This is a genomic window from Bacteroides sp. AM37-9 (genome assembly GCF_003603455.1).
Lineage (GTDB): Bacteria > Bacteroidota > Bacteroidia > Bacteroidales > Bacteroidaceae > Bacteroides > Bacteroides xylanisolvens.
In genome coordinates this window covers 1-14,823 of the sequence record NZ_QTNF01000063.1, presented here as the reverse complement: position 1 = coordinate 14,823, position 14,823 = coordinate 1, and the positions used below count along the sequence as shown (strand labels likewise).

Here is a 14,823-nt window from a genome sequence, read left to right as displayed (position 1 = left end):
TTGCCCATCAGTGCCGGAACTCCGAAAAGTACGGTATCAATTTCTTTCCAGACTATAAAACAAAGACCGAGAGTTTTATCTCCCGGTCTTTATTAATAGAAATCTCTCTTTTTAATATTCATCATTTGTGATAAATATTTCTACTCTCCTATTTTTAGCACGTCCAGCTTCACTTGTATTGTCTGCAATGGGTTCGCTATATCCTTTTCCATCTTCTGTTATGTTGTTTGTTTCTATACCAGCGGTTCTAAGGTAATTTCCTACTGCTGCTGCTCTATTTTTAGAAAGTATGATATTGTATTGTTTTTCTCCTATATTGTCAGTATGCCCAATTATTTTAATCTTAGTATTGGGTATTTCAGTAATGATATTACATAAGTCAGAAAGCATTTTTTGAGCTTCTTCATTTAATTCATATGAATCAAATTTGAATAGGATTTCACTTTGAGCTGTTGCTTTAAACTGTTCTTTTCCATTTTTATCTTTATAGCTGGAGATTGATAAGCCATCAATAGCTTTTAGTTTATTTCTTCTAGCTTCTATCTTTTCTTGGATAGCTTTATCTCTTTCTTCTTTAACTAATTTTGCACTTCCACCAACTATTGAAGCGGTTGAATAGTTACTATTATTTTCTATCATGTCTTTTTCTTTGTCGCTTAGTTCAGCGTTACTGAAAGTTATCATATGCGTTGAAGTACATGCGGTAAAAAATGTAACAACGAAGGCTGCTAGTATAATTATTTTCTTTTTCATGATTATCTTATTGCTATAATAGGTCTGATTTTAAATGAATTTCTTTTGCTTGTACTGGTTGCTCTTCCTTTTGTTAATGAAGAAATTAGTGCAAACACTTTAGGAGTATCTTTTCCTGCTCCATCTTCTGTAGAACTCCAGTACCAACCATCAAAGTGCGTTCCTCCAATGATTGAGAAAGAAGAATATACCTTTTCAAGATTATTAGAGATTGCTTTGTTTTGTGCGATAGAGCCAATAAACCAACCTGTAACACCTTTGGGTGCGTATTCTATAGCTTTTTGAGCTGCTGGATAAGCTAAACTATCTTTTATAGCAAAGTTCATTATTGCGGCAGTATTAGCTGCTCCATCAAAGCTGTTTTCATCTTCCGAAACATTAGCTATATCCTCGTCTGTGTCTATTAAAGGATTTTCTTCTAAATCTTCTAATGAAACGGCATAAGCGGTTTCTTTTATATTTGGATTATTCCCATCATTACACCAAAATACAACTCCAATGGCTTCTTTTTCACTGGGTGAAAAAAGCGAGGGATGCACTATACTTCCATCACTACATAAGATACTACCCGGCTGTAATGATGTGTCTATAATATCTTCGTGTTTTGTACATGATGATATTACCCCTATAATGGATAATAGAATTATATATATTTTTTTCATACTTATTTATTTATTGGAAATTTGACACCTACTAATAATCCATTTCGGAAATGGTCACGTGTCCAAAATACAAAATCATTTTTTTGCATTACAAAGACTTGCATTCCATTTCTAAATGAATAGCTATATTCTAAACCTATATCAATGGAAGCCTGAAACCCTTTTCTGTTAGCTCCTAAATCTGCTCCAAACCTCCATCTTAAATTACTGTTTTTGCCTCGTGAGATTGTAGGTTTATATGCTGCACCTATGCCGAATGTTTTATAGCTCCAGAAACTATCAGAGCATACCTTATTACATACCGGGCATTTATCATATGCTGTAGCTAAATCAATATATAGTTCATAAGCATTGTGATATTTACCTTCAAACTCCAGCCCTACAACTGCATTGACGGTATTTTTCCATTGCCAACCTCCTGAAATATTAAAAAACTTATCACCATCACCAGCCATTGACTTTAGGGAAATAAATGAAATCATAATAAGAAATATAATTTTCTTCATTGTGTTATTATTTAATATTGTTAGTTTCATTTTTTTCTGTGGATTCATACATGATTTTCGAAAAATCAAGACGCCCTTTGTTTATTAGAAATTTTATAGGAATGCCATCATCATAACTATCATATAAGGATTCTTCATCATTCTCTTTTTTTATATTCGATTCCAAGAACAAAAAACCATTTTTCTGTAATTGTTCCACTTGCCATATTACATTATCGAAATAGTGAAGTAGGATAAATTGGGATGTATTAGGGGAATATTTTCCTTCTGTGAACAAATAGAAGAATTCTTTAGTATATAGCCTTCCTAAATATGTGGTTAATTCATTTTTGATTCCAGTGAATTCCGAACCAACATTTAAGGTATGACACTCATTCAATCCTCTTATAAATATTTCAGTTTCCCTATCACGCTTTAGCATTTCTGACAAAATACTTATATCAGGATTACATACGGTTGCTATGATGTAAGCAAGATTACAATATTCTTTAGGATAGTGTTTGCAGTAATAGTATATGGTTGCTGCAAAAATATTTTCCGCTGTCATTTTGAAGTATAAATATTCATCCCATTTATAAGTTTCTCTATACTGCATTCCACTCTTCTCAATAGCAAGAAATATATCTTTGGATATTTCTATAGCTTTGGGAATACTATTTATTTTCTCTTTATCAATGGGGTTGTCAAAATAGAAATCCTCGTTCCAGTTAATGGAACGTAATTTATAACCAAGACTTGGGGTTATAATTGGAGTTACTTCTTTTTTCTCATTGAGAATATTCATATGTTTTATTTTTAATTATTAAAACCAGAATTTATATATAGCAATTAAAATTAAAAAACCGAGAAGGAGTATCTGTGTTAACAAAATACCTCGCTTTAAAATGTAATATTCTTCTCGCTTCTTGGATTCTTCTTTTAATGTTTTTATTAGTTCTTCTATAGACATCTCAAGTTGGCTGCCTTTTTCCATAGCATTTTCTATGCGCTTTGTATAGGCTTCGACACGTTTCAATTCTTGATATACCAGTTCTACCGCAAGCTGCGGGTTTACTTTCGGCGTGGTGTCTTTCCTTTTCCGTGGGCTGTACTGTCCCTGCTTAACGGGGGAAGCGGTTGCCTCTGGGCGTGAGTTTGTTTCCATATTAATTCCTGTTTTTATTTATTCGGTAAAAGCATCTGCATGAAGAATGTCTGCATAATCAATTCTTAATGTTATAGTACGTCCTGAAATCTGTTTTTCAGATATTTCTATGGTAAGAACTTTTTCGTCTGGGAAAGTAAATTTTTCAAAGACAAAAATATTTCGATAGTTCTTCTTGAAAACAAGATTCTTATTAACTTGCATCAATGGAAGTATTTCTATAGATTGAAAATTAGTAGCCTTTGTTTGTTTTTTATCTTCTATTTTAAAGCGTATTTGGTCTATATCATATCGTATTTTTGTTTTATTAATCATAGAAATATCAATAAAGAAATACTTATCTAATGTGTAGATATTGTTTAGTACAATTTTCATTAGGTTACTTTTACTGGAAACATCATAGAATTTATTTTTTGAAATAAACATTCTATGTGCGTAATCATACATTTGTGCTTTGGTTAAGTTCACTTCTGGATTCATATAGCTACGTAAATCAGCATAAGGGATATTAAAGCGAGTGTATGCTTTTGCTAAATCGCTACTATATACTAGCATATATTGTACGAAAAATCTTTCTGTAACAATGGTGATAACTCCACTAGCTCCTTCTTTTGTGGGTTTTATTCTAAGAGAGTTACCAGTAGGAATATCGCCAACAATATCATTGACTGATATATCAACATATTTTATATCTTCCATAGCTATAAAATGCGTTGAAACATCTTTGTTGACGTATATAACCTTTAGTTCTTCTGGGTTTTCACCTGCAAGCTCGATGTTTTCTCCAATAGGGGTGTTCTGTGCATTTCCTGTAATAACAGAAACCATTGTGCATAATGCAATAAAAATCTTTCTCATATTATTGTTCTTTATCTTTGTTGTTTACTAAAAAAACTTGTGTATTATATTTTAATTTGGCTTTGTTTTTTTTGATGTTTTTGGAAAGAGCTTGGGTTGTACTACGGTAAGCATCTTGTAAAGCACCTAAAGCGAATTGTTCTACTCCTTCTGATTGGCTGTTCATTTGTATAGTTTGGCTTCCTATTTGCGCTCCAACATCTTTACTCAAATCTCTAAAAGCTGATGAAGGAACAAAGAAACCTTCTTGTCCGTCATTATCATATACGGATAAATCTACTTTCATTTGTTTGCCATCAACCATTATAGAGGAAATATTAATGTGTACTCTTTGGGCTTTAAAGCCAGATACATTCCCATATAGGTAAGTGCCTTTAGTTAAAAGAGCGTCATTAATCATTATATCATCTAGAAGCCGTATGCGTACTCGGCTACCATCTGTTACTTTTAGAGTTTCATCTAATATAGCTGTGATTAGTGAAGTTTTTTGTTCTTTCCCTACAGTATTAAAATATACTTCTGCGGGATTTTTCGCTTTTACAACTTCTATAGCCTTTTCTTTTGGCTTTTCATCCTGTTTTTTTTGAGGTGTTCTAGGACGTGGATTTTGCAATGAATCTATATAAGCCATTTGCATTTTAAAAAGCTCCATTTCTTCTTGCATCTTGGATTTTTCAGGAGCTTTTCTAGTTTCTATTTGACTTGATTCATCTATAGTAGGAAATCCTTTTATTTGTTGTTCCAATTCCTTTTCTCGGATTCTAGAAGCTTGATTTAAACTGTCAATTTGCCTTATTTCATCATTGGAGTAAAGAGAACCAGAACTTTCAATTTCGCTAACTTCTTCTTCTTTATCTATGGTTTGTATTGATGAATAATCAGAAGATTTATTGAAAGCTCCTTTGAGTGATTCAAATTTACTTTTTATCTCTCTTTTCTCTAAATTAGCATCAGGAATATCAAGATTTAATTCTTCCGTTTCTACTAATGTAGTTTCTTCTGCTGGGGCAGAGTTTATCATATCCTTAACTAGCCATCCTATCCCTAGAATAAAAGGTAGAATGAGTATCGGAATGATGTACTTAGGCTTTTTAATATCAATCTGTTTCATACGCTATTTATTTAATTTATTGTATAAATCTTTTATTCGTACAGTGTCTTCTGGAGTTAATTTCCCATTTTTTCTTAGCTCATTAATTTCATTTTGCATTTTAATCACTTCTAACAAGTCGTGAACTCCTACTTGTTTTTTTTGTAGGTTACTATCAATGTTAATTTGTACTTTGCTTTTTTCTTCGTTGAAAACTTGCATTGGCTTTCTTTCTGGACGCATTACTAATGATAGAATTGTGACGAAAGAAAGGAATGAAATCGTAATTCCAAACATGGCTTTACGGTGTATGTCAGCCCACGCTAATAAGCGTTCACAAGCGTTATTAACTCCGAACTTTTGAAATATTTTAGTAAGAAGAACAACTGTAGCTTGCTCGGCTTTAGTCTTGATACTTTCTTTTCTATCATTCTTTTTATGTTTAAACAGTTTCATTAGAAATTCTTTTTTACTTTATAATCTAGGTCTTTGTTGAGTATCGTTTTCCAATCTGTGATAATAAGTCCATGAGGATTATTTTCAGTGCGTGGAATTTGTCTTAATTTCCCTGTAGTTACAAGTTGCCTTTTTAGAATAGAAGTTTCTCGTTCTATACGTTGGATGCCATAGTACTCAAAAGATAGGTCGTTCATGTCTATTTTGATACTATCTGTCATAATTGTTACTGTTGCAGAACTCGCTAATATAGTGTTGAAATATCCTTTTTCTTTTAAATTATTATATTGTTTTAATCCGCTATCATCAATTAGATACATGGCTTTTTCCATGTTGTATTTTATAAATTCATCGTCTGGTGGTAATGTGAAAAATAAAGTGTGGAATAGATTTATGTGGCTTTTACATTCGACTTCCAAGTTGACTTCTGTACCAGTTTGTTTCACTAGTACAGGGACATCATTATCCAAAACATATATTTTTTTTCTTTCAGCTTTTACTAAAGAGAAACAAAAGGCTAGTACCATGCCTGAAATAACTATACTAGTTGCAAAACAGCCAATGGATAAAATTCCGGCTAATTTGATTTTATTTTCTAAGTTTTTAATAATCATGATTATGTGAATTTAAAATTTAATAAATCTTTTTACATAGCTGCACTGGCTCCACCTGTAGCCGGAGCTGCTACAGCTTTGGTTGCGATGGCAGCTCCTCCAACCATACCCCCTACTGCTTGTCCTACTCCAGTTGTACTTACAATCCATGTAGAAACAAAAGGTATTGTAAGCATGGCAAATGCTCCAAGTAATGCTGTAAGAAGGAAGCTATTGACACCTCCAGAGGTCATTCCGACATACATGACAAATGCAGCTTCATTTCTAAGCGCATATTCTAAAATTTCAATTTCTCTTTCTATCCCATATTGCATTACTACTAAAGAAATTGATAGTACTATATATGCAATACATGAATATAAACTAACACTGACAAAACGAGCTATCCATTGTATATAAGCATCCCGAAATGCAGGTAAAACAGAGAATGCAAAAGCTAGTGGACCAAGAATAACTAATATTCCTGTGAATATGATTTGTAGGAAAAAGACAAAATAGGTACATACTTGCCAAAAAGTAACGACAATAAATTCAATGATATTAAACATTATCATTTTAACCTTAGCGACTACATATACATATAATCCAGCTATCTTGTCTCCAATAGCTGAAAAGTCTATACTAAAATCATACCATTTCTTATCCTTAACTTCATTTTCGGCTCTTTCAACTTCTAATGAAGTATGTAATAACTCTACTGCTACGCTATCAATGAGTGCATATCTATTACGAGAAAGTAATTCTACTTCGTCTATCTGGTTCGTAAACATAGCCTTGCTTTGTGCTGTTAATAATTCTCCGGGATAACTGATTAGATTAATAAAGGGAATCCAGAACATAAGAACCAATCCCAGTGCGAATGGACGCAATAATGGGATAATCTCTAATTTTTTATCTCCACTCATCATTTTGAAGCTTTCTACTCCAAAATATAATAACATAAAGATTGCTGCCAATGCTTGCGCATCCGCAATAAATTCTCCGAACAGAACAGTTGTTTTATCTCTTAGTCCATCAAATAATTCAAATAAGAATTTATCTATTAACTCATTCATGGCTCATTATTGTTTTATTTATATTATTCAATCTTGTTATTAATGAAAGAACTTCTATTAGTTCTTTATCAAAACCTAAATAGGCTTCTCTCTTTTTAGAGTTACTCATATGTGAATCATGGATTATATCTATGTTCTTTTTGATTCTAGTAACTTCATCAGTTATAACTTCAACGTGTTCTTTATTACCGCCATTAGAAGAATATTCGACAAGTTTTTTATTTATATCATTAAGAATATCATTTCTGCGATTTTTAGTTAAAGTATATTGATAATCAATTTCTTTATCTCCAAATTTGAAGAGTTCCTGTCTATATATGGTATCGACATTATACCCTTCTTTTTCTGTTTCTGATTTATTGTACTCTACGGCTGCCATCATGGGAATTTCTTGTAACTGGAAATTACGTCTATCTTCCTTTCCGTATTTGTCGTGTAACCCTAAGCCCGGCAAAGGAATTTTAATACCCAAAACCTTTTTATACCATATCCAGTAATGATACCATTCTGGTTGTAGTCGTACTCTATCCATAAATTCCATATTATTAAGTACGCTCCATTTCCCTTTATCCCTTACAGGCATTTGGGAATAGACATTAGAAGTACCAATAATCAACATTAGGGAAAAAAATAAAAGCACTCTTTTCATATTATCTTTTAGGTTTTACTTTATAATTCTGTAATAAATCATCAACTAATTTTGAACGATTATCTTTGTATTTAAACACTCCCGGAGCTAATGTTTGTAATACTCCATTTCTTTTTGCTGTTTTCATCTGTCGGCATACAGCGTATGCTATACCTCTCATGTTTCTTAGTTCATTAATAACATACTTAAGCAAGTCTATTCTTTGCTTATTGTCCATAAGGTTTACATCTGTCCCGACAATAGCGACCTGATAAATGTATTGTGTCAAATCCGCAGTACGATTAACTAATTCTAGCTCTGTTTTTGCTGACACCAATAATAAAGCCGGGTCACCTACAGCAAGTTCAACCATTTGTTTTTGATATTTACCAATATCTGCTGCAATATCAGTACAGTAGATAATATCTTTTCCTGTTTTTATGATGGCTTCTACAGATTTTAGGCTATTATAAAATTTGCTTTGGAAAAATTCAATCTGAACCATTTTTTCACTGATTTGCTTTTGTATAAGGCTTATTTGAGCTTCATTCTCTTTCACTTTAGAGAAAGAAGTATGTTGCACCTTATGATTAGCTATAAGTGTTTCCATACAGGTTATATCCAAGACTGCCTTTTGCGAATATGCAACTTGGGTTAAAGTAGATGCTACCACTAAAATAAATAGGATTTTCTTCATGATATTATCTTTAACGGTTTGTAATCCTTTTGTATTTATCTAGGATATACTTATATAATGGTTGTTCTCCTATGATGTTAAGTATATCTTTTAGGCTTCCTTCATCGGAGTGATACCCTAGTACCTTATTGACTTGTAAAACCCAATCCGTATTTTTTAATTTGGAAGATTTTAGGTCTATTATAAAATTATCCAATCCTGTTTGGAAACTACCATAAATGATATGATAATATCCAACAGCATCTTTTTCAATTCGTTCTGTAGTAAATGTGAAATATTCGTGCAGAGAAACCTCTACTCCAAATACATTTCCATAGTTTCCTCTTTTTATAAATACTTCATTAAACCGATTACGGTTTTCTTTATTGGGAAGTTGATTTATGGTAAATATTTGCTTTTGATTTACTTCCGTTAGGGATAAAAGATTTGCTATTTCTTGATATTTGTCTATAAATTTACTTTGGTCTAATAGGCATATAATATCGGAGTTGCTGATTATAGAGTTTTTGACTACAGGATTACTAATTATGTCTTCTAGTTCTTGAGTAACAACCATTGCCATACCCCAAAATTTACGTACCGTTTTATACAAATAGAGTATATAGCCAGCCATCATGGGGCTAGCTATGGCTTTCCATGCTTCTTCAATTATTAATGCCTTTCTGTTCTTTTTTAATCTCATTTTTTGGATAAAAACATCCATAATAATTAAGGTTACTATTGGGAATAGTTCAGGGTCATCTTTAATAGCATCAATTTCAAAAACTATAAAGGGTTCTTCAAAGAGGGAAGTATCAAAATCTTCATTGAGGGTTTTTTCTAACTGTCCTCCTTTATAAAATTTCTTTAATAAGAACTTATAGTTAGTAATGTCAAAATCAATCTTGTTCTCTTTGCAAATGATAGGTATAATGCGTAGAGAAAATTCATAGAATGAGTTAAAAGATAAACTTTCAACTTTTATTTCTTTCAGCATATCTTCTTTCTTTTGGATACGTCTTTCTATGACAGAAAGTAATCTGGTTTCAGGATTATCAAGCTCTTGGCGTGTAAAACCTTTTTCAATGAGAATGTTTTGTATCGCTTTTTCTGCGTTGGTTTTTTCTCCGCCTTCTCCTTTTTCTACCAGTTGCTGTAATTTCTCTATTTTCTCAGAAAGTATCTTGCGTTCTTCTTTTTCCCTTTCGTTTTCAAATTCTTCTTCATTGACTTGAAATTCGAGTAGTAAATTTTCACGTATGGCTTCTTTTTCCGCATCTGAATAACCATTAAAGGGATGAAAGTAGAAAGAATAGTATTTTTCTATGGTAATATCCATAATTTCTTCTTCTTGCTTTTTGACCTCACCATTTGCACCTTTCCATATCAGGAAAATTAATGATTTAAGAAAGTTTTTCTTTTCTACATTATACTCTTCTTCAGTAATTCGGAAAGGATTCATAGATATAGGCTTGCTTTCAGAATAAGTAATGTATTTGCCATGATAGTATTCGCACATTCCTGAATAACTATGCCCTGTATCTACCAATACAATATCAGTGTTATCTAAAACCCATTGTCTTACTTTGGAGTTGACATAGAAAGACTTACCAGAACCACTTGGACCTAAAACAAAGAAGTTGGAGTTATTTGTATATTTTTTCTCACCTTCTTTCCCGGACATATCTATTCCAACAGGCAATCCTTGTCTGTCAGTAAAATAAGTAAGAAAAGGGCTGTTTTCTGTTACTTGTAATTTTTCCTTGAACAAAAGACAAATTGCAGCATCGGAAGTTGTTAGAAATTTGTCATAACTGTTTAGGTTGATTGCGTTTCCTGGCAGTGCACATTCGAATAATTCTAATTGGTTGAAGCATTGTTTATTAATAATAATGCCACAATCAAAAAGAGATGTTTCAACATAGTTGATAGCCTTACTAATATCATCAAGACCAGCAAGAATGATATTATAATGTGCATATACAAGCATTTGCCCTTCTCTGGCAATATCCGACTGCACTCGTTCTATGTCTTCTACACATAAATCATTTGCAGGGTCAGGCATTCCTTTATGTTTTTTCTTTTTGCCTTCTAATTTGTTTGCTTCGTTTCGTTGGTCTGGAATATTTATTACTTGATTATAGATAATTGTGTCTATACTTGGTGTATCATGCAAAAAAGAGAGTAAGTCAACAGGAAATCTTAGCCCAATATTGACCTCTTTATATGGTTTTATAATAGAAGGAAAATTAACTTCGTCAATATCTACAAGAGAAATGCACTGTACGTTTTTTTCTCCAATTATAAGATTTTCTTCTCTTGCTTTGATATTTTTTAGGCTTACTGTTTGCTGATTGAAATTGATAGATAGAAATCTTTTTATATATATTTCTATTTCATTTTCATTTAATAGTTTAGCTCTTATTCCTCTATTAGCGAATAGTCCTAATACTTTTGTGATGTTTCTAATAAAAGTATCAAACCTTCGAGGGTCAAAAGAAAAGAATTTAGACCTTTCTACTTCTCCTGTAATAACAAGATAAGTAGAAATATCAGTATATATTCGTCCTTTAAAATGTTCAAAATAACGATTTGATAAATAGTCGTTCTTCCTATTCTGGGGTGGTAAAAATGATTTTTTACATAGAATATCCTGTTTTTGTATTGTATATCCGGTTCCTAATACTTTGAGGATATTAGTAAATAAGTGGTGAAAATCATAGTAAGCATCCATATCTGCTGAATACTGTATTATAGGATTTTCACATTTAATGATAACAGAATAGTCGCCCCTTCGGTTATAAAATATAGGAGTATTGTTTATTGTTTCAATACCAATATAAGGAGCTTCAAATTCACTTTTCTTTTTCATAAGCTTTATTTTTTTCTATCTCTTATAAAAGTGCGTGATACTATATATATGCCTTTTCGTTTATCTTTCCTGTGAAGCCCTTTTCTTTGTAATTGCGATGTTATTCCTAACCCTCCAAACATAACTATTACAAGAGTTATACCTCCCCACATAAAAGAAGCCAGAGTAGAAACAATAGCACATAAAAGTAAAGCACTAATAATACAAGCTCCACCGATATATATGAACTTGCCTTTAAATCCTTTGAAAATAAGGGGCTTTTGTAGCCCCTTATATACATTGTAACTTGGATACTCTTTCGACATATTAGATTCCGAAGAATGCTTTTACGACAACACCTGATACAACCAGAAAGATACATGACCCCATCCAGCCCATAACAGCCTTTTGTACATCTTGGTCACCAGAGTTCCATTTTAAATAAACTCGCACTGCTCCAACTAATCCTACTAGACCTCCTAGTATCATCATCATGTTTCCTAGGGGGTCCATGTAGGTTGCAAGTTCAGAACTAGCTGCATCAATTCCCGCAGCACCTTGTGCAAAAGTGTTAGTTACTACCATTATGCTAATGGCTAAAGCGAATGCTCTTTGAGCAATTTTTGAAAAAAACTTTTTCATTTGGATAAAAATTAGTTGTTTATTTGTTAAAATTTACGTGTGAAAACATACTTTTCCCTTTAGCAAGAAGTTGTTCCATTGGAATACCTTGTGTTTCAACTTCCATTTCAACAGATTCATTTACAGATACATAATTTTGTTCAGATTCATTTTTTTCTTCCTCTTTTTCGTATGAGCCTGTTTCAAAATCTTCATCTACAACGTTGTGAGGTATTTCTTCTTCCTCTCCTATTGAAATAATTTCTTCTTCTTCACCTGTATTGACTTTGCTTTGCTTTAGGAAAGCATCATACAGAATGTTTGCAGCGTAGTAAACTACATAAATGGCAAATACAGCCATGATAAATTGTGAATAACTCATATTCTTAATTTTAAAAGTTTCATTAATCGACCCTTTTTCTGTACTTTTGATTTATAATACTACTAGAGGTAATAACAGGGGAAAAAGCCCTAGTTTAAAATAGTTTCGCGAATAGTTGAATTTATGAAACTTGGATTTAAATAAAATGGAGATAATAGGCTACGCTCGTGTTTCAACGAGGGAACAGAATTTAGATTTGCAGCTAGATGCTTTAAAAGAAGCCGGATGCAAACTTATATTTGAGGAAAAAGTATCAGGAGTAAAGGATAGACCCGAATTAGATAAAGCCCTTGCATATTTGCGAGAAGGTGATACTTTTGTTATCTGGAAGCTAGATAGATTAGGGCGTTCTTTGAAAGATTTAGTTTATATAGTTGATTGTTTGCAGAAAAGAAAAGTTGCATTCAAAAGCATAGTTGATGGTATTGATACTAATAGTGCTCTAGGAAGATGTCAATTTGGAATTTTTGCTTCATTGGCTGAATATGAACGTGAAATAATAGTAGAACGAACTAGGGCTGGATTACAAGCTGCAAAAGAACGAGGGAAACTTACGGGACGACCTATAGGGTTATCGGAAGATGCAAAGAGAAAAGCTATAGCAGCAAAGCGCTTATATGAAAATCGGGATTATTCTATAGATGAAATATGTAGAATTTTACACATTGGAAGTAAGGCTACTTTGTATAGGTATTTACGTTATGAAAAAGTAAGATTGATGAATAGAAGAAATAAATAGGGCGTTACCTTTCAGGTCGGGCTTTTCGCTGCAAGTCCTCGCTACGCTGTGGGCTTTCCGCTGCAATCCCTAACGCATTTTCCCACCCACCCTTCTAAGGTATATCCAATGCTTTGCTTTTTTCACCGCTTCTATGAAGCACCTACAAAAGCAAGGCATTGGATATTCGGTTTTATAGACTTCATGTTCCCTAAAGGGAATATTCCGTTTATAAAACCTTATCTCTCACCCCAAATATATAAAACTTTAGGGAAAAGATAATACGTTAAAAATCAGCCAATTATAAACCATTTTTAACAAAAATAATTGTCTTATTATTTGCGACATTTATAGAAAATTACTATCTTTGAGTATTGAAAATAAAGAGATAAATAAACTTTTAAAGCTGGTTTGGCTGCCAGTATAAAGAACAGCAAACAAAATTATGAAATCTACTTTTGATAAAAATGCAGAGAAGTTTGTAAACCTTATGGTTGAAAAAATTGAAAGTTTGTCTATGAATTGGCAAAAACCTTGGTTCTCTAAAGTCAACTCTAAACAGAACTTTTTACCACAAAATTTAACAGGTCGTACTTATAGTGGTGGAAACGCTTTTTTACTTTATTTTTTGTGTGAAAAATATAATTATCAAACTCCTGTTTTTTTGACATTCAATCAAGCACGAAACGAAGGTATTAATGTTCTAAAAGGTGCTGTTGCTTTTCCTGTTTATTATACATTATTTTGTGCTTATCATCGTCAGACAAATGAAAAAATTTCATATGATGAATATAACAAATTATCAGAAGAAGAACAAAAAGAATACCGTTTAGCAGCTTATACAAAATATTTCCAAGTTTTTAATTTAGACCAAACAAACTTTGCGGAAAAATATCCCAATAGATGGGATATATTAAAGGCTAAATTTTCAGGAGAGGAACAGCCACAAGAAGAGAAAGAAATGTATGTAAATCCAATACTTGATGAAATGAATAAGAATCAAAATTGGGTATGTCCTATTCAAACGGTTTCTAGTGATAGTGCGTTTTATTCAATATCAAATGATAGCATTACTTTACCTTTAAAGAGCCAATTTAAGGACGGAGAAAGTTTTTATGGTACAGAATTACATGAAATGGGACATAGTACAGGTGTTAAAAATAGACTAAATAGAAAAGGATTTTATGAAAATGATAAATTCAATTATGGGCGTGAAGAACTTGTAGCAGAATTAATATCGGCTTTGTCTGGTGTATATTTGGGTATTTCTGTAACCGTCAGAGAAGAAAATGCGGCTTATTTAAAATCATGGTGCAAAGCAATAAAAGAAGAACCTAAATTTTTATTTACTGTATTGGCAGATGCTATTAAAGGTAGTAAATTCATAGCCCAGCATCTAAATATAAGGCTAGATGTGGAAGAAGTTGAAGAAGAGAAAAATACAAAGGTTGCTTAAAGATTCCTTCCCCCCCCTCATTGGGGGGAGTTCTTTTTTCAAACGCCAAAAAAGAACCAAAAAGGCTTAATCGCTTCACTTTGTTACGCTCCAATAGTTTTGCTATCAGTAAACCCACCCACCCTTCTAAGGTATGTTTCTTTATCCCTTCTGCAATCCTTAGTAAAGTTCCACTACCTTTTAGGTAACTCCACTTTAGTAAGCATTGCAGAAGCGGAAACATGACGCAAATTAAAATACATTCTCACTTTGAAAATACATTTTAATGCGTCTTGTTGTCTAACCCAATAAGAACTATAGGGAAAGAAATTGATACCGTACTTTTCGGAGTTCCGGCACTGATGGGCAAAGAT

General features: G+C 32.5%; 17 protein-coding genes and 1 pseudogene. 2 read left to right on the top strand and 16 right to left on the bottom strand.

All coding sequences use genetic code 11. The annotated features are described in order from the left end of the window. Positions 1-111: 111 nt before the first annotated feature. The 16 genes and pseudogenes from DW862_RS25040 to DW862_RS24965 all read right to left on the bottom strand — a co-directional run bounded on the left by DW862_RS25040 (position 112) and on the right by DW862_RS24965 (position 12,296). Positions 112-753 carry an OmpA family protein gene (locus DW862_RS25040; RefSeq protein ID WP_004295385.1) on the bottom strand — a complete coding sequence of 214 codons (642 nt, stop codon included), beginning with the start codon at positions 751-753 and terminating at the stop codon, positions 112-114. Between the two features lie 2 nt (positions 754-755). After that, entirely contained in the window at positions 756-1,415 is a 660-nt protein-coding gene (locus DW862_RS25035) for a hypothetical protein (protein ID WP_004295384.1), read from the bottom strand. A gap of 2 nt (positions 1,416-1,417) precedes the next feature. Next, on the bottom strand, positions 1,418-1,921 hold the full coding sequence (locus DW862_RS25030) for a hypothetical protein (RefSeq protein WP_005780944.1): 504 nt from the start codon (positions 1,919-1,921) through the stop codon (positions 1,418-1,420). A 7-nt stretch (positions 1,922-1,928) separates the two neighbouring features. Then, positions 1,929-2,705 carry a hypothetical protein gene (locus DW862_RS25025; protein ID WP_004295382.1) on the bottom strand — a complete coding sequence of 259 codons (777 nt, stop codon included), beginning with the start codon at positions 2,703-2,705 and terminating at the stop codon, positions 1,929-1,931. Positions 2,706-2,837: 132 nt separating this feature from the next. Next, a pseudogene (locus tag DW862_RS25020) lies at positions 2,838-3,065 on the bottom strand (hypothetical protein); the annotation flags it as partial. Between the two features lie 18 nt (positions 3,066-3,083). Beyond that, positions 3,084-3,923 (bottom strand): conjugative transposon protein TraN, encoded by an 840-nt coding sequence (gene traN / locus DW862_RS25015; RefSeq protein WP_004295380.1) that lies wholly within the window; start codon positions 3,921-3,923, stop codon positions 3,084-3,086. A gap of 1 nt (position 3,924) precedes the next feature. Then, positions 3,925-5,034 (bottom strand): conjugative transposon protein TraM, encoded by a 1,110-nt coding sequence (gene traM, locus DW862_RS25010; protein ID WP_004295379.1) that lies wholly within the window; start codon positions 5,032-5,034, stop codon positions 3,925-3,927. 3 nt (positions 5,035-5,037) lie between these two features. Beyond that, complete coding sequence (locus DW862_RS25005) at positions 5,038-5,469, bottom strand: hypothetical protein (RefSeq protein ID WP_004295378.1); 432 nt, start codon at positions 5,467-5,469, stop codon at positions 5,038-5,040. Further along, the gene (gene traK, locus DW862_RS25000) at positions 5,469-6,083 is read right to left on the bottom strand and encodes a conjugative transposon protein TraK (protein ID WP_004295377.1); all 615 of its coding nucleotides are present in this window, start codon (positions 6,081-6,083) and stop codon (positions 5,469-5,471) included. The genes DW862_RS25005 and traK overlap by 1 nt, the downstream gene beginning before the upstream one ends. Positions 6,084-6,115: 32 nt before the next feature. Next, positions 6,116-7,138 (bottom strand): plasmid transfer protein, encoded by a 1,023-nt coding sequence (locus tag DW862_RS24995; RefSeq protein ID WP_004295376.1) that lies wholly within the window; start codon positions 7,136-7,138, stop codon positions 6,116-6,118. Then, positions 7,131-7,787 (bottom strand): hypothetical protein, encoded by a 657-nt coding sequence (locus tag DW862_RS24990; RefSeq protein ID WP_004295375.1) that lies wholly within the window; start codon positions 7,785-7,787, stop codon positions 7,131-7,133. Before DW862_RS24990 ends, DW862_RS24995 begins: the two co-directional genes overlap by 8 nt. 1 nt (position 7,788) lies before the next feature. Further along, positions 7,789-8,463 (bottom strand): hypothetical protein, encoded by a 675-nt coding sequence (locus DW862_RS24985; RefSeq protein WP_004295374.1) that lies wholly within the window; start codon positions 8,461-8,463, stop codon positions 7,789-7,791. A gap of 10 nt (positions 8,464-8,473) precedes the next feature. After that, a complete protein-coding gene (locus DW862_RS24980) occupies positions 8,474-11,314 on the bottom strand; it encodes a hypothetical protein (RefSeq protein ID WP_004295372.1) in 2,841 nt (946 codons plus the stop codon). Between the two features lie 5 nt (positions 11,315-11,319). Further along, positions 11,320-11,619 carry a hypothetical protein gene (locus DW862_RS24975; RefSeq protein WP_004295371.1) on the bottom strand — a complete coding sequence of 100 codons (300 nt, stop codon included), beginning with the start codon at positions 11,617-11,619 and terminating at the stop codon, positions 11,320-11,322. 1 nt (position 11,620) lies between these two features. Beyond that, entirely contained in the window at positions 11,621-11,935 is a 315-nt protein-coding gene (locus DW862_RS24970; RefSeq protein ID WP_004295370.1) for a DUF4134 domain-containing protein, read from the bottom strand. Between the two features lie 19 nt (positions 11,936-11,954). Next, the gene (locus tag DW862_RS24965) at positions 11,955-12,296 is read right to left on the bottom strand and encodes a hypothetical protein (RefSeq protein WP_004295369.1); all 342 of its coding nucleotides are present in this window, start codon (positions 12,294-12,296) and stop codon (positions 11,955-11,957) included. Positions 12,297-12,441: 145 nt separating this feature from the next. Between DW862_RS24965 and DW862_RS24960 the strand changes: the two genes are divergently transcribed. Beyond that, a complete protein-coding gene (locus DW862_RS24960; RefSeq protein ID WP_004295368.1) occupies positions 12,442-13,035 on the top strand; it encodes a recombinase family protein in 594 nt (197 codons plus the stop codon). Positions 13,036-13,459: 424 nt separating this feature from the next. After that, positions 13,460-14,470 carry an ArdC family protein gene (locus DW862_RS24955; protein WP_005780952.1) on the top strand — a complete coding sequence of 337 codons (1,011 nt, stop codon included), beginning with the start codon at positions 13,460-13,462 and terminating at the stop codon, positions 14,468-14,470. Positions 14,471-14,823 lie beyond the last annotated feature (353 nt).